20 protein-coding genes are annotated in these 21,858 nt (G+C 59.3%); 15 read left to right on the forward strand and 5 right to left on the reverse strand.

Going from position 1 to position 21,858, the window contains the following annotated elements:
- Window positions 1–27 precede the first annotated feature (27 nt).
- Window positions 28–1,206, forward strand: coding sequence for a phytanoyl-CoA dioxygenase family protein (locus ACYQ6M_RS09265; protein WP_460074619.1), 1,179 nt, complete (start codon window positions 28–30; stop codon window positions 1,204–1,206).
- 8 nt (window positions 1,207–1,214) lie between these two features.
- Here the strand turns inward: ACYQ6M_RS09265 and ACYQ6M_RS09270 are convergent, their stop codons facing one another.
- Window positions 1,215–1,961: a DUF1194 domain-containing protein gene (locus ACYQ6M_RS09270; RefSeq protein ID WP_209014833.1), complete on the reverse strand. Its 747-nt coding sequence runs from the start codon at window positions 1,959–1,961 to the stop codon at window positions 1,215–1,217.
- Window positions 1,962–2,240: 279 nt separating this feature from the next.
- Between ACYQ6M_RS09270 and ACYQ6M_RS09275 the strand changes: the two genes are divergently transcribed.
- The 13 genes from ACYQ6M_RS09275 (at window position 2,241) to ACYQ6M_RS09335 (ending at window position 16,506) form a co-directional block, all read left to right on the forward strand.
- Window positions 2,241–3,779: a glycoside hydrolase family protein gene (locus ACYQ6M_RS09275; RefSeq protein WP_168687982.1), complete on the forward strand. Its 1,539-nt coding sequence runs from the start codon at window positions 2,241–2,243 to the stop codon at window positions 3,777–3,779.
- The gene (locus ACYQ6M_RS09280; RefSeq protein WP_460073442.1) at window positions 3,776–4,525 is read left to right on the forward strand and encodes an HAD-IIB family hydrolase; all 750 of its coding nucleotides are present in this window, start codon (window positions 3,776–3,778) and stop codon (window positions 4,523–4,525) included. The genes ACYQ6M_RS09275 and ACYQ6M_RS09280 overlap by 4 nt, the downstream gene beginning before the upstream one ends.
- Before the next feature lie 114 nt (window positions 4,526–4,639).
- Window positions 4,640–5,935 (forward strand): glycosyltransferase, encoded by a 1,296-nt coding sequence (locus tag ACYQ6M_RS09285; protein ID WP_055658693.1) that lies wholly within the window; start codon window positions 4,640–4,642, stop codon window positions 5,933–5,935.
- A 128-nt stretch (window positions 5,936–6,063) separates the two neighbouring features.
- On the forward strand, window positions 6,064–6,318 hold the full coding sequence (locus tag ACYQ6M_RS09290) for a PepSY domain-containing protein (protein WP_022997836.1): 255 nt from the start codon (window positions 6,064–6,066) through the stop codon (window positions 6,316–6,318).
- A gap of 79 nt (window positions 6,319–6,397) precedes the next feature.
- Complete coding sequence (locus tag ACYQ6M_RS09295) at window positions 6,398–7,066, forward strand: response regulator (protein ID WP_022997835.1); 669 nt, start codon at window positions 6,398–6,400, stop codon at window positions 7,064–7,066.
- Window positions 7,067–7,094: 28 nt separating this feature from the next.
- A complete protein-coding gene (locus ACYQ6M_RS09300; RefSeq protein WP_460073444.1) occupies window positions 7,095–8,483 on the forward strand; it encodes an ATP-binding protein in 1,389 nt (462 codons plus the stop codon).
- A 249-nt stretch (window positions 8,484–8,732) separates the two neighbouring features.
- A complete protein-coding gene (locus ACYQ6M_RS09305; RefSeq protein ID WP_460073446.1) occupies window positions 8,733–9,170 on the forward strand; it encodes an RT0821/Lpp0805 family surface protein in 438 nt (145 codons plus the stop codon).
- Window positions 9,171–9,320: 150 nt separating this feature from the next.
- Window positions 9,321–10,802, forward strand: a complete 1,482-nt coding sequence (locus ACYQ6M_RS09310; RefSeq protein WP_460073448.1) for a hypothetical protein — start codon at window positions 9,321–9,323, stop codon at window positions 10,800–10,802.
- 158 nt (window positions 10,803–10,960) lie between these two features.
- Window positions 10,961–12,094 (forward strand): c-type cytochrome biogenesis protein CcmI, encoded by a 1,134-nt coding sequence (gene ccmI, locus ACYQ6M_RS09315; RefSeq protein ID WP_460073450.1) that lies wholly within the window; start codon window positions 10,961–10,963, stop codon window positions 12,092–12,094.
- A gap of 62 nt (window positions 12,095–12,156) precedes the next feature.
- Entirely contained in the window at window positions 12,157–12,606 is a 450-nt protein-coding gene (gene ccmE / locus ACYQ6M_RS09320) for a cytochrome c maturation protein CcmE (protein WP_055658701.1), read from the forward strand.
- A 34-nt stretch (window positions 12,607–12,640) separates the two neighbouring features.
- Window positions 12,641–14,626 (forward strand): heme lyase CcmF/NrfE family subunit, encoded by a 1,986-nt coding sequence (locus tag ACYQ6M_RS09325; RefSeq protein ID WP_022997829.1) that lies wholly within the window; start codon window positions 12,641–12,643, stop codon window positions 14,624–14,626.
- Window positions 14,627–14,630: 4 nt separating this feature from the next.
- Window positions 14,631–15,116, forward strand: a complete 486-nt coding sequence (locus tag ACYQ6M_RS09330) for a cytochrome c-type biogenesis protein (RefSeq protein WP_460073452.1) — start codon at window positions 14,631–14,633, stop codon at window positions 15,114–15,116.
- 139 nt (window positions 15,117–15,255) lie between these two features.
- Window positions 15,256–16,506 carry a bifunctional alpha/beta hydrolase/OsmC family protein gene (locus ACYQ6M_RS09335; protein WP_460073454.1) on the forward strand — a complete coding sequence of 417 codons (1,251 nt, stop codon included), beginning with the start codon at window positions 15,256–15,258 and terminating at the stop codon, window positions 16,504–16,506.
- Window positions 16,507–16,531: 25 nt separating this feature from the next.
- Here the strand turns inward: ACYQ6M_RS09335 and ACYQ6M_RS09340 are convergent, their stop codons facing one another.
- The 4 genes from ACYQ6M_RS09340 to ACYQ6M_RS09355 all read right to left on the reverse strand — a co-directional run bounded on the left by ACYQ6M_RS09340 (window position 16,532) and on the right by ACYQ6M_RS09355 (window position 20,774).
- A complete protein-coding gene (locus ACYQ6M_RS09340) occupies window positions 16,532–17,611 on the reverse strand; it encodes a DUF2336 domain-containing protein (protein WP_022997826.1) in 1,080 nt (359 codons plus the stop codon).
- Window positions 17,612–17,841: 230 nt separating this feature from the next.
- Window positions 17,842–18,504 carry a 5-formyltetrahydrofolate cyclo-ligase gene (locus tag ACYQ6M_RS09345; protein WP_460073456.1) on the reverse strand — a complete coding sequence of 221 codons (663 nt, stop codon included), beginning with the start codon at window positions 18,502–18,504 and terminating at the stop codon, window positions 17,842–17,844.
- A 39-nt stretch (window positions 18,505–18,543) separates the two neighbouring features.
- On the reverse strand, window positions 18,544–19,653 hold the full coding sequence (locus ACYQ6M_RS09350) for an HPP family protein (RefSeq protein WP_209168772.1): 1,110 nt from the start codon (window positions 19,651–19,653) through the stop codon (window positions 18,544–18,546).
- Window positions 19,654–19,775: 122 nt separating this feature from the next.
- A complete protein-coding gene (locus ACYQ6M_RS09355; protein ID WP_022997823.1) occupies window positions 19,776–20,774 on the reverse strand; it encodes a DUF2336 domain-containing protein in 999 nt (332 codons plus the stop codon).
- 129 nt (window positions 20,775–20,903) lie between these two features.
- Here ACYQ6M_RS09355 and ACYQ6M_RS09360 point away from each other — a divergent pair, with 129 nt between their 5' ends.
- On the forward strand, window positions 20,904–21,554 hold the full coding sequence (locus tag ACYQ6M_RS09360) for a glutathione S-transferase (protein WP_460073458.1): 651 nt from the start codon (window positions 20,904–20,906) through the stop codon (window positions 21,552–21,554).
- The last annotated feature ends 304 nt before the right edge of the window (window positions 21,555–21,858 follow it).

The following is a 21,858-nucleotide window of genomic DNA, read 5'->3' on the forward strand; positions in this document are numbered from 1 at the left end:
GCAGCCAACAAAACCTGGGAGGGGATCATGGACAAACGGGTCGATCATCTGGCGTATTTCAACGCCACCAGTTGCGATGTCGAGGACTTCAGGCAACTTGTGTCGCAAAAACTGGACGACGGCATCGTGCCGCACGCCTACAAGGTGGTTGCCGGTATTCCCGTCTACCGGGTTGCCGATCTGGAGACCGTACTCGCAGGTAGCGAAAGCCGTAGCCGGTTGATGGCAGAATGGGCGCAGGTTATGCGGCTGCACTCGGGTGTGCTGGTGCTGGAGGAGGCATATAAGGATGTCACCCCGATAGACCGGGCAACGCAGGTCTACAACCGGATCATCGCCGAGGAGAAAGCTGCTTCAGGCGGCGGTGCGGATCATTTTGCAGCCGCCGGCGCAAACGACCGGATCTGGAACTCACTGCAGAAACTCTGCCTGGAAGCCCCCGATGTCTTCGCGGATTATTTTGCCAATCCTGCCATCGATGCCGTTTGTGAAGCCTGGCTCGGGCCGAACTACCAGATGACGGCCCAGGTCAATCTTGTACGTCCGGGAGGCAAGGCGCAGCAGGCGCATCGGGATTACCACCTTGGTTTCCAGTCCGCAGAAGACTGCGCACGTTATCCGGCCCATGTGCACGACCTGTCGCAGGTCATGACCCTGCAAGGGGCGGTCGCGCATACAGACATGCCGATTGAAAGCGGTCCCACGAAGCTCTTGCCGTTTTCACAGCTTTATCGTCCGGGCTACGCTGCCTACCGGCTGGAGGCATTCAAGGAGTTTTTTGAACAGAATTACGTGCAGATGCCATTGCGCAAGGGCGATGCGGTGTTCTTCAACCCGGCACTGTTCCACGCTGCCGGTGACAATTCCAGTGCAGATATCCAGCGCATGGCAAACCTGCTTCAGGTGTCCTCGGCCTTCGGACGCGCCATGGAAAGTGTGGACAGGGATGCCATGTGCCGGGCGCTCTATCCCGTGCTCCTGGCGAAAACCGGACAGGCAACAATGTCAGGTGCCAGACTGGAGGCGGCTGTTTCCGCGTGTGCGGAAGGATATTCCTTCCCGACCAATCTGGACCGGGATCCGCCTGTAGGCGGGCTGGCGCCCGAGACACAGAAGCAGCTTTTCCTAAGGGCCCTGCAGGACAGAATGCCGGCAGCGGATTTCGAAGCGGCTCTTTTGGCCCGGGCGGAGCGCCGGCAAGCCTGAAGCTGATTTCAGCGCAGGGAAGCGTAGCCGCTGCCGAAGATTTCCCGCAGCAGTTTGCGCTTCATTGCCTCTGCGTAGTCGTCATAACTGGCTGCAACTTCGACAAAGGCACCCGGACCCCTGATCACATGGGTCCGGTAGTAGCGCACCGGAGCTTCATCGGCGCCTGAAATCACCAGACCGTTGACCGTAACGTCCTGGAAATCGAAGGCCCTGTAGGCGCTTTCCGGGCCGAAACCGTCGTTGTTGATGCCATCACCGGCTACATCTATGACCTTACGAACACAAGGTGCAGGTGCCTTGCGCATCAGGGTTGCCGCATGGCCGAGTGCATAACCGAGGGCGGTTGGAAATTCGGTGTAGCCTCGTGGTGAGCGTCGCAGGGTTTCGGCCGCATTCGCAGCGCTTTGCGCATCGGAAAGATGGCTCCACCCAAGCTGGAGCAATTGCTGGTACCGGCCGCTCCATTCGAAACTTGTAACCCAGATCCCGCCAACGGCCTCTATTGCCTGAACGACGTCCGGGTCTCTCAAGGCATCTGCCAGTCCGTTGAGCTGCAAGGTGTGTTCGCGCGCATCGACGCTGGCCGAACCGTCCATCGCCAGAACCAGCGACAGGGAACACGCGGCTGCAGGACCTGGCAGGAGCAGCAAGGAAAGAAAAGAGAAGAGACCGATGACCTGACGCAAAGTCTTGCGCGCCGCGCTTTGTCCGCGGTGGCAGTCGGTATGTGAGATCCAACAGCAGTCCGTCATGAACCCATTCTAGAGGATAGGGGCGGCAAAGGAATGCTTTTACGACGCGCTTTTGGCTCAGAAACGATCATATTCTAGGCATAGAGCCGAGCGCAGCGGGCCAACTGAAAGCGCGGGATCCGGCTGTTTCTGTTCCATACCGCAAATCGTTCCGGAAATGCCGCCAGTCATCAGGCAGGATGCGCAAAGGGATGATATTGTTCGTCCGAGCCATGTTGCACTGCAAATTTTTTGGCTTAGGCTCTTGATCCTGCTGAAACATCTGGGCAGGGTTAGGGCATGTATGCATCCCATGGATTTCTGCGGTCGGACATTGGCGACGTCGATGTCGTTTATCACGACGGCATCTATCATCTGTTCCATCTGGTGCTGCCCAATCACGATTTCATCGCGCACGCCGTCAGCACGGACGGCATGACATGGCGCCGGGTCAAGAACGCACTTTTCGTCGGTGAACCGGGCGAATGGGATGATGACATGCTCTGGACGATGCATGTGACGCCCGATCCGGATCGGCAGGGCGAGTGGCGCATGTTCTACACCGGCCTTGCGCGGGCGGAATATGGCAGGGTGCAGCGGGTCGGGCTGGCGCGGTCCAAGGATCTCTACACCTGGGAGCGCTGCAATCACGGCAATTATCCCCTGCAGGTGCCAGGCCCGCTTTACGAGAGCACTGTAGACGAAGGCCGGAAGTGGGTCAGTTTCCGCGATCCGTTTTTCTACGTCGATGAAGACACAGGCGAACGCCTGCTGCTGGCCTCTGCCCGTGTCAAGGAAGGGCCGGTCATACGGCGCGGCTGCGTCGGGCTCGCTCGCGAGACCAAACCGGACAAATTCACATTCGAGCCACCTCTTTATCGGCCCGGTCTTTATGACGACGTCGAGGTGCCGAACCTGTTTCGTCTCGACGGCCGCTATTACCTGATGGGATCGATCCGCGAAGACACCAAGATCCACTACTGGTACGCGGAGACGATTGAGGGGCCATACCAGAACTTCTTCGACAACGTGATCCTGCCGACGGGCAATTATGCAGGCCGTATTTGCCGGACCAGCGACCGATTGCTTCTGTTCAATTTCTTTTCCAAGACGGAATACGTCTACGGGCGCGAGGTCGTGAAGAAGCTGTTGCCGCCGCCGAAGGAATTGGTGACCGACAGTGCCGGCAGGCTCAAGCTGAAATCGAATTCGGACTTCAACGATCTGGTGACGCATCGCCAGGTCGTGACTGCGTCCTACCAGTGCAAGGCACTGTATTCCAACACACACGCGTCGGCGATCGATCGGCCCGACGGGCTGCATCTGAGCTGCAAGAGCGGGTACGAAGCTTTCATGCTGCCGGGCAAGCATGAGGATTTCCGCCTCAAGGCACAGCTGATGCTGGAGGGACTGGGCAAAACCGGTCTTGTGCTGAGGATGAACGACGAGGGTGACGGTTATTACCTGTCTCTGGATCTCGTCAACGGCATTGCCCAGATGCGGGCTTGGGGGGCAAACCCGACACCTGAATTCGAACATGCCTTCCGCTACGAGCCGCTTCAGGAAGCGCATTTCAGGGGCAGCGATCATGGCCCCTGGCAGATCGAGGTTGTGGCGCACGGCCTATACTTCGAGTTTTCCATCGACGGCTATGTGGTGCTGTCGCTGGTTGACGACAGTTTCATCGAAGGCGGTATCGGCTTCTACACGGAAAGCGCGGCCGTCTGCCTGAAGGACCTTGTGGTTGAAACATTGAGCCGTCCGGTAACGGAGCACACGGTCGAACCGGCATATTCCGTCACGCACAGGGCGCCCGATCAGGAAGGGGAGGGCCGGTGACCGGCGAGACGGGCAAGAGTGATACCTGGCTTCTGGTCAGCGACATCGATGACACCCTGACCGGTAACCGGACCGATCTGGAGCGACTTTGGCATCAGTTGAAGAACGCCAAGTCGCACCTGAAACTGGCTCTAAACTCCAGCCGACCGGCCGCCAGTGTCGACCAGACCCTTGCCGATTACTTCCCCGAAGGCTTCGAACCGGACGCGATTATCACCGGTTTGGGAACCGAAATCCGTCTGGACCGTTTCTTTCTGGAAAGCTGGCAAAGCCGGTTTATCGACTGGCCTGACGAGGAAGTTCGCAAAATCGTCCGGAAACTGGGGTATGATGCGCACGACGACAAGTTCCAGACGGACGGAAAGGCGAGCTTCGCCGTTCCGGGAAAAGACGGCGTGGACGCAATTCTTGCCGCACTCCGGGACGATGGCATCCCGTTCAGGCACATCTATTCAGGGACCAGTGACCTGGACATTCTCGCCCCCGGCGCAGGCAAGGACACTGCCATGCGCCATCTGGCAAGCCATCTTGGCATTCCGATGGAGCGAACGATCGCTGCCGGTGATTCCGGTAATGACCTTGCGCTGTTCGAAGCAGCGGGCAAGGCAATCGCGGTCGGCAATGCCCGCCAGGAACTTCTATCAACCCTGCCGCGGCACAAGACCTATCTGGCATCCGCCCACCATGCGGCCGGCGTGCTGGAAGGGCTGACGGTAATGGGCCTGCTGCCGCAATCGGCAGTCTGATCCGGCCTTTCGAGAGGCTGCTGCCTGCTGCAACGTCGGCGGGCCGATGAGCAAAAAGAGCAAAAGAACGCCTGGGTAGATGGAGATCAAGACACACGAACAAGGTAACGAAACATGAACAAGCACAATATCGGTTCCCTTCTGATGATCTCGCTGCACGGTTACGTGGCCGGATCGCCGGAACTGGGTAAACCGGATACGGGCGGCCAGGTGGTCTTCGTACTGGAGCTGGCAAAACGGTTCGCGCGGCTCGGCTACAGGGTCGATGTCATGACGCGCCAGTTCGAAGACCAGCCGGCCGAGGATATCATCAATGAAAACCTGCGCGTCGTGCGCGTTCCTTTCGGAGGATCCGATTTCATCCGGAAGGAGGACATGCACGACTGGTACGGTGACTTCGTCACCAATGCGCTGGCGATGATCCGTCATCGCAAGTTGCATTATGACGTGATCAACTCTCATTACTGGGATGCAGGCGTCGCCGGCCAGAAAATTGCCGAGGAGCTGCAGGTTCCGCACATCCACACGCCGCACTCCCTCGGTTGGTGGAAAGAACACGACATGGTGGGAGCAGGTGAAGAAGAGATGGCCGGGTACCGCTTCAAGGAGCGGATCCAGAAGGAATTCGTTCTTTACCGCAACTGCGACCACATCATCGCGACGACCGAGCAGCAAACCGACCTGATCGTCGAGCAATACCAGCTGCCGCGTGAGCATATCACCATGATCCCGCCGGGCATCGACGAAGGCCGGTTTACGCCCGCAACACCGGATGTGGTCGCGGAAGCGCGCCGGAAGCACGATTTCAAGGAAACGGATATCTACGTCGTTGGCAGGGCAGCGGAAAACAAGGGCTATGACCTGATCATCGAAGCCTTGCCGAGCCTCCTGAAACTGCAGCCCGACGCACGCCTTGTGCTTGCCGCCGGTGCCAATTCGGACAGCGACAAGGCGCTGCTCGCGCAATGGAAGGAAGTCGCTTCTTCCCTGGGCGTGTCCGATGCCATCAGCTGGCGTGGGTATGTCGCGGATGAAGATCTGGCCGATTTCTATCGTGGTCCGGGCATCTTCGCGCTTCCCTCGCGCTATGAGCCTTTCGGCATGACCGCCGTGGAAGCGATGGCCTGCGGAACGCCGACTGTGGTGACGATTCACGGCGGCCTTTTCGACCAGATCGAATTTGGCCGACATGCGCTGGTGGCCGATCCCAAGCGACCAGAAGAGTTTGCGGCCATGCTGAACATGCCGATGCAATACTCCTGGATGCGCGAAACCCTCTCGGTGGAGGGCGCTCGCTTCGCACGCCGCGTGTTCGGCTGGACAGGGATCGCCCGGCGGACGCTGCAGGTGTTCGAGCAGTTCAAGGGCCGTTACGACGACCTGCAGACGGACGAAGTGGCGCTGGGCTGACAAGGCGGCCGAAGGACGCCGCCGCAAGAAGGGCTGCTGAAGAAATCCAAACAACCGGTTCAGCTTGCGTTCAGGTGAAATTGATTACACCTTGCGCATGACCTCGTGAGCAGACCGGAATCGGACACGTGAAACAGATATTTGCCCTTTTGATCCTGACATTCGCCGTCATTGCGCCGGCGCAAGCCGCTTGTTTGTCCCAGTCGCAGGCCCGTGAAGCCGTGGCCAGCGGCAAGGCCGCCCCGCTTGGGGCGGTTGCAGGGCAGGCAGGCGGTGAAATCGTCAAGGCCCAGCTTTGCCAGCAGGGTGGGGGATACGTCTATCTGTTGTCGGTCCTAAAGGGTGGCAAGGTGACAACTGTCACAGTCAACGCCAACAGGTAATTGCTAGAAGCGACATCTTCCTGCCGGCTTTCGGTTGGTTGATCTGGTTCCGACTCCTTCAGTCATAAAGTTGAATTTCATGCGCATTCTTGTTGTCGAAGACGATACCGATCTGAACCGCCAGCTGGTGGCCGCCCTGGAAGAGGCCGGCTATGTGGTCGACAGTGCGACGGACGGCGAGGACGGGCATTTTCTCGGCGACACCGAGCCATATGACGCCGTGGTGCTTGACCTCGGCCTGCCGTCCCTCGACGGACTGTCCGTTCTGGAAAACTGGCGCCGCGACGGGCGCACCATGCCGGTTCTCATCCTGACTGCGCGCGACCGCTGGTCGGACAAGGTTGCGGGGATCGACGCCGGTGCCGATGATTATGTTGCAAAGCCTTTCCACATGGAGGAAGTGCTTGCCCGTGTGCGTGCGCTTGTGCGCCGGGCTGCCGGGCATGCCTCCAACGAACTCACTTGCGGTGCAGTGCGGCTGGATCTGAGATCCGGCCGGGTAACCGTGGACGGCAGCGCGGTCAAGCTGACTTCGCATGAATACAGGCTGCTGTCCTATCTGCTGCATCACCAGGGCAAGGTGATCTCCCGGACTGAATTGACCGAACATCTCTACGATCAGGATTTCGATCGTGATTCCAACACGGTGGAAGTCTTCGTCGGCCGTCTGCGCAAGAAAATCGGCTCGGACATGATCGAAACCATCCGAGGGCTCGGATACCGCCTGGGAGCGGCGAGTGACACCTGAGACCTCTGCCAACGGGGACGGCCGGCCCGTGAATCGGCCTCAGCGGTCGCTTGCCGCACGTCTGGTGTTCGTGGCGGCTGTATGGTCCACCATCGCGCTCGCCATCGCCGGGGTGTTCCTGGTGAGCCTTTATGAAAGAGCGAGTGAACGGGCTTTTGACGCCCAGCTCGAGGTTCATATCAAGGCACTGATTGCCGAGATGCTGGCAACCAATGCAGATGTCAGTGCTGACCAGGCAACCGCAACCCTGACTGCGCCGACCTACCGCGGCGATCCCCGGTTCTCCCTGCCACTGTCCGGCTGGTACTGGACGGTTCGACGCGCCGACAGCCCGTCGATCCTCTATGCATCGGAGTCGCTGGTGGGAGATCCGTTGAATACGCCGCCGATCGGGCAGGACGACGCCAATGCCGGGTTCATCGTCGGGCCGACCGGTGACGAAATCCGCGTGCTCCAGCAGAGAATTACCGTTGAAGACGCGGCCTATGTAATTGCCGTCGGCGCTGCAACGGCAGGGTTCTGGGCGGATATCTTCGAGTTCGCGCGGCTTGTGGCCATCACGCTTTGCATTGTCGGGCTCGGGCTGATTCTGGCGATCTTCCTGCAGGTGAAATTCGGCTTGCGGCCACTTGCGCGCCTGCGTGCGTCGCTTTCGGCCGTGCGACAGGGTGAAGCCGAACGCATTGACGAGGCTCTGCCGCGCGAGATCGCGCCGCTGGCGGTGGAACTCAACGCGCTCATCGTGTCGAACAAGGAAATCGTCGAGCGGGCACGCACCCACGTCGGCAACCTTGCGCACGGTCTGAAGACCCCGCTGTCGGTCATTTCAAACGAGGCAAGGGCGTCCGGCGGCCCCTTGGCGGACAAGGTGTTCGAACAGGCATCGATCATGTCGACCCAGATCCAGCATCATCTGGAGCGGGCCCGCATGGCGGCGCAGCGGCGGGTGATCGGTGTTTCATGCGAGACCGAGCCGGTTCTTGCCCGTCTGATCCGGGCCATGGGCAAGATCTATCAGGACAAAGGCGTTGATGTCGGTTTCGCGCAGTCCGGTCAGATCCGCTTTCGAGGCGAAAGCCAGGACCTGGAAGAAATGAGCGGCAACCTGATCGACAATGCCTGCAAATGGGCAGGTTCGAAGGTGCGGGTGCAGGTGGCTCCTTTGAACGATCCGGCCACGAACCGGGACATGTTCACGATCACGGTCGAGGATGATGGTCCCGGACTGACGCCTGAACAGCGCGCCGAAGCCATCAAGCGTGGTCGGCGTCTGGATGAAACCGTGCCGGGAACAGGTCTTGGCCTGTCGATCGTGGCAGATCTCGCCGCCCTTTACGGTGGCACCTTCGATCTTGAAAGTTCCTCGCTCGGAGGCCTGAAGGCACGTCTGGTGCTGCCGGCGCTCAGCAAGGAATAGGGGATTTGCCAAACGTTCGCTTGGGCCGCCCTTGCGGGACTGTGATAGGATGTGATGCAAATAGCGGAAACAAAGACACGGTTGTGGCCAAGTTCGGCCACAAATTGAAAATAACACTGATTCATCGACCGGTTTGCGCCGGTTTCACGCCTTCTAGTGCAGTCGTTTTGCGCTAGCCTTTGGAAAATGGTCAGCAATCGGATTTCAGCTGCTTCTGGTTGAAATTCGAAGAACTTGGAGCTTTCAAGAATGCGTCTTCGCGGTGCCTCGTGTCTTGCTCTTGCCTTTACTTTGGCAGGTTGCTCCATGACGTCCGGGTCGAGAGACAGCAACACTTGGGGGTCCTTTTTCGGTGACCCGAATGCGAATGTTTCCGGCTCGGAAGCGAATACGGCCATTTCGGTGCTGGTGAACAACGAGTTCGGGGACGCGCTTGAACCGTCTGACCGCAAGGCAGCCGAAGATGCCCAGAGCAGGGCGTTGCGCGCGCGGGGCCTTGGGGTTTCGGTTGCCTGGCAGAACGAGCGTACCGGCCGCAGTGGTCAAGTCCGTCCCGGACCGGTCTATTTCGTCAACGAGACCAGCTGCCGCGAGTTTACGCACGAGATGGTTCTCCAGGGACGCACCTTGCAGGCGCGCGGCACGGCGTGTGAAACCGACCAGGGTGCCTGGCAGGTGATCGGCTGAACCAGCCGGCGCGAAAAAGGTTCAAAGGGAGACAGTGTCCTGGTGATGCTGTCCGAAGCCCTTTAAGTTCCCGGTATTTATTCTCAACACTTGCTTAAGTCTTCTAACGTTAAACTCGCGGTAACTAGGATCGCGATGTTGACGCTGTGAATGACATATTCGGACCAGCTTGAAACCAAAATCAAAACCTACTTGCGTAGTCTGAGCCCCAAGGCGGTTGAGGCTCTGGTCCGCAATTTGGAACGCGCCAAGGTTCAAAAACACGCTGATCCGCATATCCAGCTTGTTCTTGCCGCAGCCGTGGCACTCATTCGCAAACCGCAGCCGGTTGCACCGAGCATGCCGGGTGGCGCTCAGCGACGCAATCAGATCCAGCGGATGTTCTTCACACCGCTGGATGATTTTCTGATCAACGAAATGCTGCCACAGCGGCAGGAGGGCCGAATCCAGCGGGGCATTCTCGACCGTGTCTGGAACTGGCTCGGTCGTGATGTCATGGCTGCCGACATTCGCCTTGTGCTGGAACAGGCCGGAAATTCTGCCGTTAGTGGTGAGCGTGTGGATGCCCTGGTGCAGGCGCTGCGCTCGCGTGCCGTGGACGCCATCGGCGACATGCTGCGCCGCGCGGAAACGTCCGACAAAGACAAGCGCCGAATGGCAATCGAACTTGGCGGCGAACGTGGTATCTCCGAAGTCAGGGACATCCAGAAGATCTTTGCGGCAGAACGTTGGCTGGTGCCGTTCCTGCAGAACATACCGGATCGCATCAACGAGCATCGGTTGAAGCAGGACACGGATGTGCTGCGTCTCGTCGACAAATGCACCGCACGATTTCCCGACCATGTTCCGGTGATCGCCGCCGCGCTGGTGGACCGCTCGGACATGCCTTCGGCCTTGTGTGCCTTCGCCGGACGTCTGGCAGGCGACCCTGACCCCAAGGCGATTGCTCGTTCGCAGTTCGCACCATTTGTTGATGTGGTCATGAGCGAGGCCGAACGCCTGCAGATCCTGGCGTTCGAACATCGCAACAACAATCCGGACCCGGTGGCCTTTTCTCAGGCGCTGTCGGAGTACCACTTGCTGGTCCGCGGCGTTGAACGTGACATGGATCTCTCGGTCACCGGCAGGTGGCACAAACGTCTGGCGGAAACCAAACGCAGCATCTCCAGTGTCGTCACCCGGGAACTGAACAGCGCCCACAGCAGTGTGCGGCGCGCCCTGCAGGTGCCGAAGTTCGACAAGGACGGCAAGCTGCAGATCGACCAGATCGCGATTGATGACGCCGTACGTACGTTGCGCGTGGTCGCTATGGTTCGGAACGCCTCCGAGACTTTCGCCGTCAACGAGATCGGCAAAAGTACACGCCAGGCAGTCGAACAGACGCTTGAAATCCTGACCCGTTCTCTGATCACCGATCTTGGCAAATCCAAGGGACCTGCGCTGGAGGCACAGATTGCGGCAGCCGACGTCGCCATCATGCTGTCGGAGATCTATTTCGGCACGGATTACGCCGCGCAGCTGCGCCGCAGCCGGCAATCCGCCTATGCAAAAGCGAGCAAGAACGCGGCCGATGCCAGTTCCGGCCCCAGTCCGGAACGCAAACTGGTTGCCAATGCTCTTGGCCGGCGCTGACGGTTCCCGCTAGGCCTTCGAAGTCGGCGCATTGCAAAGCCGGTTGCCGCAATGGTTTTGAAGGTCTGGCCTCATTCACCGATTTGTTTGCGCCGCGACCGCCGGTCACATCCCAGCCACCTTGCTTTTGTCCGCATTGAATTGTCTATAGTGCGGCCATGGTGTTCTGGATCCTGATTGCCCTGTTGACCGGGGTTGCGACATTGTCGGTACTTATTCCCCTATCGCGCACACGGCGCCATCAGGAGGATGCACCGGCGCGTGCGGACGAAGCGGTTTATCGCGAGCAGCTTGCGGCGATCGAGACGGAACTCGAACGGGGCCTGATAGACGCCGAAGCAGCCGAGGCAGCGCGAACGGAAATCGCGCGCCGTCTGCTTGCAGCCCACGACAGGGGCGACAGCAAAAAACAGGACGGCTCCAAGGGGGGAAGCTTCAAGCTTGCGCAGGGGTTGGCCCTGCTGGCGGTGCCAGCCTCAGCTTTCGGACTTTATCTTGTCCTTGGCTCTCCCGATCTTCCCGACCAGCCGTTGCTCAGCCGTCTGAGCGCACCGGCGGAAGAACAATCCGTCGATCTGCTGGTTGCCCGTGTTGAACGTCATCTGGCGGAAAATCCGGAAGATGGACAAGGCTGGGCAGTCATTGCTCCGGTCTACCTGTCGCTCGGTCAGCCTCAGGCGTCTGCGAAAGCCTATTCCAACGCAATCCGCATTCTCGGGCCGAACCAGGCCTGGCTCACCGATATGGGGGAAGCCCTGACGATTGCAAACCAGGGTCTGGTAACAGCCGATGCCCGCGCCGCTTTCGAGCAGGCCGTGTCGCTGGATCCCGCAGCCGTAAAGCCACGATTCTTTCTCGCACTGGCGCTTGGCCAGGAAGGCCGCAAGGAAGACGCGATTGCTGCTTGGCAGGCTCTCCTTCAGGGCGCTGATGAGACCGCAGCCTGGGTTGGGGCTGCACGTCAGGAAATGGCCCGGCTGACAGGCGGCGCACTGGTCGGCAACAGTTTGCCGGGACCGTCCCAGGAGGAGGTTGCTGCGGCCAGCGAAATGGCCGCGGATGACCGTCAGGCCATGATCGCCGGCATGGTTGCCGGCCTTGCCGAGCGGCTGTCCACGGAAGGCGGGTCGGTGGATGAGTGGAACCGGCTGATCCGTGCCTATATGGTTCTGGGTAAGAAACAGGATGCGGAAAAGGCTCTTGAGGAGGCGCTGTCGGCATATGCGGACAAGCCGGAGGACTTGTCCATGATCAAGGACGCTGCCAGCCAGCTTGGTCTAACTGACGGTTGAGCGGCAGACCTGCCGCAGGCGGCGCAGTTGCGCCGGGGAATTGAAAATCGGACGCTTCGCTGATGACACGCAAACAAAGACGATTGACCCTTATCGGTTCGGCTGGCGCGGTTCTGGCCATTGCCCTGACGCTGATTTTGATCGCGCTGAGAAGCGAGATCGTGTTTTTCCAGAGCCCGACCGAAATCACCCAGAACGGCGTTGCACCCGGGCAGCGGATCCGGCTCGGTGGCCTGGTCGAGGAAGGCTCGGTCGTGCGCTCCGACAATGCCGAAGTCAGCTTCCGTGTAACCGACACGGCCAATACGGTTGCCGTCACCTACAAGGGCATCCTGCCGGATCTGTTCCGGGAAGGGCAGGGCGTGGTGACCGAGGGGGTCGTCGGTTCGGACGGAGTTTTCGTTGCGGACAGTGTGCTGGCCAAGCACGATGAGAACTACATTCCCAAGGAAGTGGCCGAAGCGCTGAAGGCGCAGGGACACTGGCAAGGTGAAGAGGGCAACGCGAACTGATTGTTCGCAGTGCCGGTGAGGAAGAGGAACGGACATGATTGTCGAATTCGGACACTACGCACTTGTGCTGGCCTTCGCGCTGACACTTGTCCAATCCGTTCTGCCGATCTGGGGGGCGCTCCAGAAGGATGAACGCCTGATGGCGGTGGCGCCGCCGGTTTCGGTGATGCTCTTTCTCCTGGTCCTTCTGTCCTTTGTGGTGCTGACGGGTGCTTATCTCAATTCCGATTTCTCGGTGCTGAACGTTGTCGAGAACAGCCATTCGGCAAAACCCCTGCTCTACAAGTTCACCGGCGTATGGGGAAACCACGAAGGCTCGATGCTTCTGTGGGTTCTGATCCTGGTTTTCTTCGGGGCTCTTGTTGGCGTCTTCGGGGGCAACCTGCCGGCCGACCTGAGAGCGGTGACATTGTCCGTCCAGGGCTGGGTTACCGCAGGTTTTGTCCTGTTCCTGCTGGCAACGTCCAACCCTTTTACCCGGATTGCAAATCCTCCGCTGGAAGGGTCTGACCTGAACCCGATCCTGCAGGACATCGGCCTCGCCATTCACCCGCCTCTGCTTTACGTAGGGTATGTCGGCTTCTCCATCACCTTCTCCTTTGCGGTGGCTGCACTTATCCTCGGCCGTATCGATGCGGCCTGGGCACGATGGGTGCGGCCCTGGACACTGCTTGCCTGGTGCTTTCTCACGCTCGGCATCGCGATGGGCTCCTACTGGGCATACTACGAACTTGGCTGGGGTGGCTGGTGGTTCTGGGATCCGGTCGAAAATGCCAGCTTCATGCCCTGGCTTGCGGGCACGGCTCTGCTGCACTCGGCAATCGTCATGGAAAAGCGCGAGGCGCTGAAGGTCTGGACGGTACTGCTGGCGATCTTCACCTTTTCCCTGTCGCTTCTCGGCACCTTCCTGGTGCGTTCAGGCGTCCTGACTTCGGTTCATGCCTTTGCCACCGACCCGGCCCGCGGCGTCTTCATTCTCGGCCTTCTGTGCATCTTCATCGGCGGATCGCTCAGCCTTTACGCCTGGCGTGCACCGATGTTGAAGCAGGGAGGGCTGTTCGCCCCCATCAGCCGGGAAGGCGGTCTGGTGCTGAACAACCTGTTCCTGACCGCTGCCTGTGCAGCCGTCTTTGTCGGCACGCTCTATCCGCTGGTGCTTGATGCCGTCACTGGCGAGAAGATTTCAGTCGGTGCGCCGTTCTTCAACCTGACGTTCGGTCCCCTGATGGTGCCGCTGCTCCTGGCAGTGCCTTTCGGTCCGATCCTGTCCTGGAAACGGGCTGATCTTGGGGCGGCCTGCCAGCGGCTTTATGCGGCTTTCGGTCTTGCCCTGTTGCTGACACTGGTCACTTACTGGGCCTGGGGCATGGACAAGGTGCTGGCGCCGCTTGGTGTCGGGCTGGCGGTCTGGGTCATGGCGGGTGCAATTTCCGAAATCGTGACCCGTGTCAAATTCTTCGAAATAGGCTTCAAGCGTGGGTTTGCCCGTCTTGTTGGCCTGCCGGGATCTGCCTGGGGAACGGCCACTGCCCATTTCGGCATCGGCCTTACTGTGCTCGGCATTGTCACGGCTTCCGCGTTTCAGGAAGAACGTGTCCTCACAATGCGTCCGGGCGATGTTGTCGAACTTGCCGGGTACCAGATGACCTTCGAAGGCGCCGCACCGCGCCGCGGTCCGAACTACACTGAAGAAGTCGGTCACTTCTCCATCCGTCAGGGCGGAACCCTGGTGGCCGAGCTTGACCCCTCCAAGCGCATTTACACGGCGCGCCAGATGCCGACAACGGAAGCCGGTATCTATACGACAGGGTTTTCGCAGGTCTATCTCTCGCTCGGTGAAGGGCGCGGCGATGGCGCTGTCGACGTGCGCGTCTATTTCAAGCCGCTGATCACCCTGATCTGGATTGGCTGTGTGATCATGTCCCTCGGTGCGGTGTTCTCCATTGCCGATAGGCGGCTGCGCGTGGGGGCTCCGAAACCGGCCCGCAAACGTCAGCAAAGTGTGGCAGCGGCGGAGTGACCGGATGATACAGCGTCTATTCCTTGCCCTGCTGCTCTGTGTGAGCCTGCTTGCCGTACCGGCTCTTGCCGTTGCGCCCGACGAAGTTCTGGACGATCCGGTACTGGAAGGCCGTGCGCGCGCACTGTCAGCTGGACTGCGCTGCATGGTCTGTCAGAACCAGTCCATCGATGACAGCGACGCGCCGCTGGCCAAGGATCTGCGCGTCCTGGTACGCGAGCGACTGGTCGCCGGCGACAGTGACGAGCAGGTGATCGATTACCTTGTGTCCCGCTATGGCGAATTCGTGCTGCTGAAGCCCCGTTTCGCCTGGCACACAATCGTTCTGTGGGCCGCGGGCCCCGTTGCCCTGATTGCGGGGCTGATTGCTATTGTTGCAGCCCTGCGCAAGCGTGCTCGCAATCGCGCCACTGCCAACGATGTCTCCGCTCCCAAGCTGACCGCGGAAGAGGAGCGTAGGCTGCAGGCGCTGCTGGACAAGGCCGACTGACACTTCCGGCCGTTCGTTTTCGGTCTCACCAGCTGCATACCGTTCAAGATCTGCGGTCACTGTGTTCACACCAATGCGTGACTTGCATGACGGGCAGGTGTGCTTACCTGTGGCCGAGTGACCGCAAGGAGGCAGAAGAATGGGACAGCATCCGCTGAAACTGGAATTTGACGGCGCGCACGACGCAAGTCTGGCGGCCCGTCTGGATCTGCCGTCTGGCAAGATCAGGGCTTTCGCCCTGTTCGCGCACTGCTTTACCTGCTCCAAGGATATCGCTGCCGCCCGCCACGTTGCCAGTGCGCTCTCACAAGAGGGGATTGCCGTGCTCCGGTTCGATTTCACCGGCCTCGGCGGCAGCGGCGGCGATTTCGCCTCAACCGGATTTTCCTCCAACATCGAAGACCTGAAGCGGGCAGCAGATTATCTGCGCCGCAACTATCAGGCTCCACAGCTCCTGATCGGCCATTCGCTCGGCGGGTCCGCAGTTCTGTCCGTTGCTGCCGACATTCCCGAAGTGCGGGCCGTCGTGACGATCGGCGCTCCCTCCGACGCGGATCACGTGATCCGAAGCTTCAAGGGGGTGGAAGAGACGATCCGCAAGCAGGGCGAAGGAGAGGTTTCTCTCGAAGGCCGCAACTTTACCATTCGCAAGGAGTTCCTGGACGATCTGGAAGCCCAGTCGGTTCGTGACAAGGTCGCGGGTCTCGGCAAGGCGCTTCTCGTGATGCATGCCCCGCTTGACGAGGTTGTCGGTATTGACAACGCCACCAGCATTTTCGTTGCCGCAAAGCATCCCAAGAGCTTCGTGTCGCTCGATACGGCCGACCATCTTCTTTCAAAGAGCCAGGACGCGGCCTATGCGGCACGTGTGATTGCCGGTTGGGTCGGGCGTTATCTCGATCCGGTAGCGGAACAGGCCGGCGACGAAGCAAAGGATGGTGTTGAGGTGGTGGAGACCGGCCAGGGCAAGTTTCAGGTCATGGTCACGAGCGGCGTACACCGGATGATTGCCGACGAACCCAAGGATGTCGGTGGGTTCGACAGCGGCCCGTCGCCCTATGGATATCTGTCCGCCGCACTCGGGGCCTGCACGGTCATGACGTTGCGCATGTATGCTGAACGCAAGGGGCTGGATATCGAACGGATCGGCACTCGTGTTCTGCACGGCAAGGTGCACGCGGCCGATTGTGAAGAGTGTTCGGAAAGCGTGAAGTCGCGGAACGGCAAGATCGACCGGTTCGAGCGCTTGATCACGCTGGAAGGCAACCTTGACGAAGCAACGCGAACCCGGCTTCTGGAGATCGCCGACAAATGTCCTGTTCATCGCACCCTGGAAGCGGGCGCTGCGGTGGTGACGCGGGATGTGTCGCCCGACAAAGCAGAGGCGTGATCTGACGGGAAGCGGAGAGGCGGCCTCAGGCCGCCTGGCCTTCCAGGGTCTGCAGACGGATCTTCATGAAGGACAGCAGACGGCGCGCGTCACGGTCTGACAGCGACTGGTAGTCGTTCGCCCAGTTTTCCGCCGTCGACTGCGGCTGCTTGTTGTGCATCGCCCGGGCCTTGCACAGCGCATTGTAGTCCGCGTTTTCCACTCCCATGGCACGGCAAAGAACCGCCACACCGGTGGAATCGTAGCGCACCATGACATTGGTGACGTATTTCTGCTCCAGCCCGGCCATTTCCGCCAGCAGGAAGCAGATGTCGAACAGGTTGTTCGACAGCGACAGCTGCGTGATCGCCTTGCTGAGCGAACGTTGCCCGGCCCGAATTTCCTTCAAGGTGACCTTCGCATTGATACGGGTCGCCTTGCGTTCCAGCTTCGAACTGGCAACAACCTTGCTGGCCTTGTGGAAGAGATCCTGGATCAGGGTTTCGTTTTCCTTGCGCAGCTGGCGGATCTTCGCCTGCTGAGCCTCAGGCATCTGGTTGATCAGTTTGTCGTAGTCCGACTCGGTAATGTCCGCGCGCTCCATCATGGCGTCGCGGATTTTCTCGTCCTTTTCCGCCAGCTTGATCAGCAGGCGAGAGCCCCATTCGGAAAACTCTGCGCCGGAGTTTGCAGCAACAGATTGCTTGACCGGGTTCTCGCCGCGTTCCAGCAGGACATCGGTGACATTGGCCTCAAGATGCTGGCGTTTCGAGATCGCCAGCAGGTGCCCCTGACCCATGGTCTTGGCCAGCCGCAGGATATCCTCGGTCTTGAGTGCATTGGAGGACGTCAGCATCGGCCTGGCGATGTCGATCTCTTCTCGGGCAAGCTCATAGGCGACCTTGTTGGAAGTGTCGTCTATCGGCGCCAGCTGTTCGGATATCGCTTTCTTCTGTTCAGGCTCCATGGTGGGAAGCATGCTTTCCAGCACCGTGTTGAACAGGGCGATTTCTTCTGTCTGGTAGCTGTTCGCGCCACGCACAAAAAGCTCGGTAACGTGTTCCACCAGTTGGTGGCGTTTTTCCGGGGTGCTTTCCTGAGCGAGATTGAGAAGGTCGTTGAGCATCTTTTAGCTGTCCGTTTTTCTTGCAACAGGACTACCGCAGAGACAGTTTACAACTGTCTAAAGCGCAGGATAAAAAAAGGATAAATCTATCGCGCCATCCGTATTAATTACAGGATAAGGCTGACATTTTGCGCGCTTATGCGTGCCTCGAGCGTGTTTACTTTATTCGATAAAGTCTCTGGGAGACCCTGCGCGGATTTGCATTAGGTAACTACTGGTTGAAGCAAGTGTCATTTTCCCGGTTCAACTTCCAAAGGCCCGGTGTCCAGAACGACCTTGTCCATTGGCACATCCCAGGGCATTGGAAAGATGGAGTTGAGACTGCAGAACGCGAACCCGATCCCGATGGTCAGCGGTTTGGCCGGCAGCGATGCCAGCGTGCGGTCGTAGTAGCCGCCACCATTGCCGAGGCGGTAAAAGTGGGCGTCGACACCAACCAGGGGGGCGATCACGACCTCGGGCACCTGCGATGGGCCTTCTTCGGGAACGGGAATGTTCCAGAGGCCTCGCACCATCTTGCAGCCTGGCTGCCACGGGCGAAAGACCAGCGGTGTCTGCTTTTCGAGAACGACGGGTAGAAGAACTGTCCTGCCCGAGTTGCAAAGCTCCTGCATCAGGGGGCGAAGGTCCGGTTCTCCACGGATTGGCCAGTAGAGCGAGATCCTCTGATAGTCGACTGCTTCAAGGACGGGGCGAAGCTGATCGATCAGCGCAGCGGTCTTTACCGCCCGCTCCGTGCTGGTCAGTCCCTTCCGCTTTTCATAGAGACGGCTGCGCTCAGATTTGCGGAACCGGCTGACATCGCGAAAGGTTTCCTGATCTACGACAAATCCGCCCACCAGCATGTCGGCGTAGCAGACAGGGTCTCCCGGCAGCTCGTCATCTTGGCTCATTCAGGAAAATTCCCTTCGCGTCCCTGTGCTTTTACCGCGTCAGGCGGCCTTTCTGTCCGTTGCGGGCCAGACCAGGGCCTCAAGCAGGAGTGAACGGGTCAGAAAACCTTCGAACACTCCCTCCTGGCATACCGGAACATGATCCAGATTATCGCGAACCATCACATGCAGGGCATCACCAAGCGGCAGAGTGCCGTCGAAAGACGTCACCGGAGCATGCAGGAGGTCGCGAGCGAGGGGAGGGGCGAAGTTCGATCCGTCACCGAAGCCTTTGCTCAGGACGCGTAGCAGGTCGCGCTGGTTGATGAGACCGGCAAGATGGCCGTCAGCATTCACGACTGCGACTTTGGATGTTTCGGACTGCTGCAGTTTGCTGAGGATTTCCTGTAGAGACGCGTCTGGAGCAACATGAAGGTGTTCCAGGGCGATCGCATCTGCACAGGCTACCCCTTCGAAGGGAGGCTGTATCAACTCTGCCTCGACAGCGGCCACAAGCCGGGCAAGATCGACAGCACCGAGGTTGGTCGACTGGTGAAATTTCGACAGCAGATCCGACAGATTTTCCTCGGTCAGGCCAAGCCGTCGCATTGGTGGCGGCCCGCTTTGCGAAAGGCTTGTCCGGAACGGATATTTTCGACCGGAGAAACGATGAAACACCAGGCCGGACGCCACCAGTACACTGGTCATCACGGCTGTATTGAAGACGATCATCAGCGCGCCTGTTTCTGTCAGAAGCTCAGGCGACAAGCCAATCAGCAAGGCGACAGCTCCGCCAGGCGGATGCAGAGCCCGGCCGAGCATCATTGCGGCAAACGCAAGCGCGACAGCCAGAACCGGCGCGGTTTCCAACGGCAGCAAGGCAAGCGCCACCACACCACACACCGCCGACAAGGTGTTTCCCAGAATTGCGGACCAAGGCTGTGCAAGCGGGCTGTTTGGTACGGCAAACACCAGTACGGCAGACGCACCAAGAGGCGCCATCAGAAACAGCGGCAGGCCGCCATATGCATGCATCAACCACACCATCAGGGCGCATGCGCCGATACCGACAGCGCCGCCCGCCATGGCCAGAAACGCTTCGGTTGGTTGCGGCCAAGGCAACGCCGGGGCGAACGCGGTTCTGAAGGTCGGTTTGGGATCGATGTGCATGAAGTCGCCTGAAAAATATGCAATTGCACAAGTTCTAGGCGAAAAATCCGGAATTGACTTGGATTTTGAAACTCAATTTTCGCCCTGTCGCGAAACGGATTTTCGCACTTGGGTCGGGGCGATCAGGCAGCCTTCTCGTGTTTGGCTGCTTTCAGCCTGATTTTCATGAGCGCCAGAAGTCGGCGGGCATCGGTGTCATCGAGCATGTGGTAGTTCGTCAGCCACTTGCTGCCGGTGCTTTCGGGAAACTTCAGATGCTTGCATCGTTCCTTGCACACGGCCTGGAATTCCATCGCGCCGATACCGGTGGCCCGGCAGACAGTGGCGATGCCGGTGGAATCGAACCGGACCATGAGATTGTGGACATATTTCATGTCGAGGCCGGAGAAGAACGAGAGCAAGGCGACTGCATCGAGAAGATTGTGTTCCTGGGCCAGCTGGTAGACCGCCTTGTTCAGGGTCGTCTTGCCGAGACGGATGCCCATCAGCCACGCCTTCGGGCTGATCTTGGATTGCTTTTTCACCAGTTCCGCACCGGCAGCGACTTCACCATCGTCACGGAACAGATCTTCCAGCAGCTCCTCGTTCGACTTGCGCAAGTGCCGGATGCGATCACCAAGCTGCTTGGGCATGTCCTTCACCAGGCTTTCGAACACCGGCATGGTGATCTCGGCGCCGAGGTTGGCGGCCAGCGTGTGTTTGACATCCCTGCTGCCGCGCTTGATCAGGATATTGCTGATATCGTTGCTGACGTGGTCGCGCTTGGCGAGGGCCAGAAGGTAACCCTGGTCCTTGGTTTCCGCGATCTTGCGCAGATCTTCCTCGCGAAGCGACTTGGAGCGTTCCAGCACTGCCTGGGCCACAGGCAGGTCGTCGCTGGCCATTGCCGCGGCAAGCTTGGAGGACATTGACGGCACATCTGCAAGACGTTCGGACATCTTGCGCTTGGCGTCGTGAGCAAGGGAATCGTAGACGCCCTCGAGCATGTTGTTCAGAAGATGCGTCTCTTCGGAGCCGGGGTCGTCTGCGCGGGCAACAAGCAGGCCTGTCACGTGCTCAGCAAGCTCGTGTTTTTTCTCTGAAGAACTGTCCCTGGCAAGCTTAAGAAGCGAGTCGCTCATGTCCGTACCCTATCGGCATAAGTTTCGCCAAATTTCCTTTATAACCTGTGAAAACCACCAAGTGCATTGTTGCAATAAGGTGATTTCGGCACTGTTGACCTTCCGGCACCGATGGGTCATTCCACGCGCATGAACGCAACCTTGATGCCGATCCTCTATTCTTTCCGCCGCTGCCCCTATGCCATCAGGGCAAGGCTCTCAATTGCCGCAAGTGGCGAGCAGGTCGAATTGCGGGAAATCGTCCTGAAGGACAAGGCACCCGAATTTCTGGAAACGTCTCCCTCGGCAACGGTACCCTGCCTGAAAACCGGTGAAACGGTGATCGATGAAAGCCTCGAGATCATGCTCTGGGCGCTTGACCGGTCCGACCCGGAAAACTGGCTGAAGCCGGAAAAAGGCGATCTCGATGCCATGCTGGAATTGATCGGCGTTTGCGATGGCCCGTTCAAAAGCCATCTGGATCGCTACAAGTACGATACGAGATATCCGGACACTGACAGGGAAACAGAGCAAGCCGGTGCTGCGGAGTTCCTTTGGCATCTGGACAGCCGTCTCGCCGCTACGCCCTGGCTTTTCGGCGGCAAGGCCTCGCTGGCCGACTTTGCGATCCTGCCGTTCGTTCGTCAGTTCGCCAACTCGGATCGCAGCTGGTTCGACAGCCAGGAGTGGACGTCGCTGAAAGCCTGGCTGGAAGCCTTCGAAGTGTCGCCCCGGTTCCAATCCGTGATGCCGAAATGGAACCGATGGCAGCCGGGCGATACACCGGTCGTCTTCCCCTGACAGGCGAATCGAACCCCTCGTAACGCGAAGCAGAGAACACTCTGCCTGGGTCGCTGGCCGGCTGTTTCCTGCTTCCTGCACTCGGTTTTCACTTCTGTGCAGTTCGGGACGGAAAAAACCGTTGCCACTTGTGCTCCGGTCGTGGCGGTTTTCCTCACGTTTTCTGCCATTTCTTCCAACCTTACAAAACCGTAATGCCGCCGACAGGCGCCTGTAAGACTGGTTCACCTACTTTCACTTTCGAACCTGGAGCGCTTTCCCCGCAAGCAGTCCAGGAAATGGTTTTCAAACCTTATCTCGAAAG

Source organism: Roseibium sp. ROS1 (genome assembly GCF_054658215.1).

Coding starts and splice junctions, on each gene's coding strand:
- ACYQ6M_RS09265 (WP_460074619.1), top strand. CDS start 28: ATGGACAAACGGGTCGATCATCTGGCGTATTTCAACGCCACCAGTTGC.
- ACYQ6M_RS09270 (WP_209014833.1), bottom strand. CDS start 1,961: ATGACGGACTGCTGTTGGATCTCACATACCGACTGCCACCGCGGACAA.
- ACYQ6M_RS09275 (WP_168687982.1), top strand. CDS start 2,241: ATGTATGCATCCCATGGATTTCTGCGGTCGGACATTGGCGACGTCGAT.
- ACYQ6M_RS09285 (WP_055658693.1), top strand. CDS start 4,640: ATGAACAAGCACAATATCGGTTCCCTTCTGATGATCTCGCTGCACGGT.
- ACYQ6M_RS09295 (WP_022997835.1), top strand. CDS start 6,398: ATGCGCATTCTTGTTGTCGAAGACGATACCGATCTGAACCGCCAGCTG.
- ACYQ6M_RS09305 (WP_460073446.1), top strand. CDS start 8,733: ATGCGTCTTCGCGGTGCCTCGTGTCTTGCTCTTGCCTTTACTTTGGCA.
- ACYQ6M_RS09310 (WP_460073448.1), top strand. CDS start 9,321: ATGACATATTCGGACCAGCTTGAAACCAAAATCAAAACCTACTTGCGT.
- ccmI (WP_460073450.1), top strand. CDS start 10,961: ATGGTGTTCTGGATCCTGATTGCCCTGTTGACCGGGGTTGCGACATTG.
- ccmE (WP_055658701.1), top strand. CDS start 12,157: ATGACACGCAAACAAAGACGATTGACCCTTATCGGTTCGGCTGGCGCG.
- ACYQ6M_RS09325 (WP_022997829.1), top strand. CDS start 12,641: ATGATTGTCGAATTCGGACACTACGCACTTGTGCTGGCCTTCGCGCTG.
- ACYQ6M_RS09330 (WP_460073452.1), top strand. CDS start 14,631: ATGATACAGCGTCTATTCCTTGCCCTGCTGCTCTGTGTGAGCCTGCTT.
- ACYQ6M_RS09335 (WP_460073454.1), top strand. CDS start 15,256: ATGGGACAGCATCCGCTGAAACTGGAATTTGACGGCGCGCACGACGCA.
- ACYQ6M_RS09340 (WP_022997826.1), bottom strand. CDS start 17,611: ATGCTCAACGACCTTCTCAATCTCGCTCAGGAAAGCACCCCGGAAAAA.
- ACYQ6M_RS09345 (WP_460073456.1), bottom strand. CDS start 18,504: ATGAGCCAAGATGACGAGCTGCCGGGAGACCCTGTCTGCTACGCCGAC.
- ACYQ6M_RS09350 (WP_209168772.1), bottom strand. CDS start 19,653: ATGCACATCGATCCCAAACCGACCTTCAGAACCGCGTTCGCCCCGGCG.
- ACYQ6M_RS09355 (WP_022997823.1), bottom strand. CDS start 20,774: ATGAGCGACTCGCTTCTTAAGCTTGCCAGGGACAGTTCTTCAGAGAAA.
- ACYQ6M_RS09360 (WP_460073458.1), top strand. CDS start 20,904: ATGAACGCAACCTTGATGCCGATCCTCTATTCTTTCCGCCGCTGCCCC.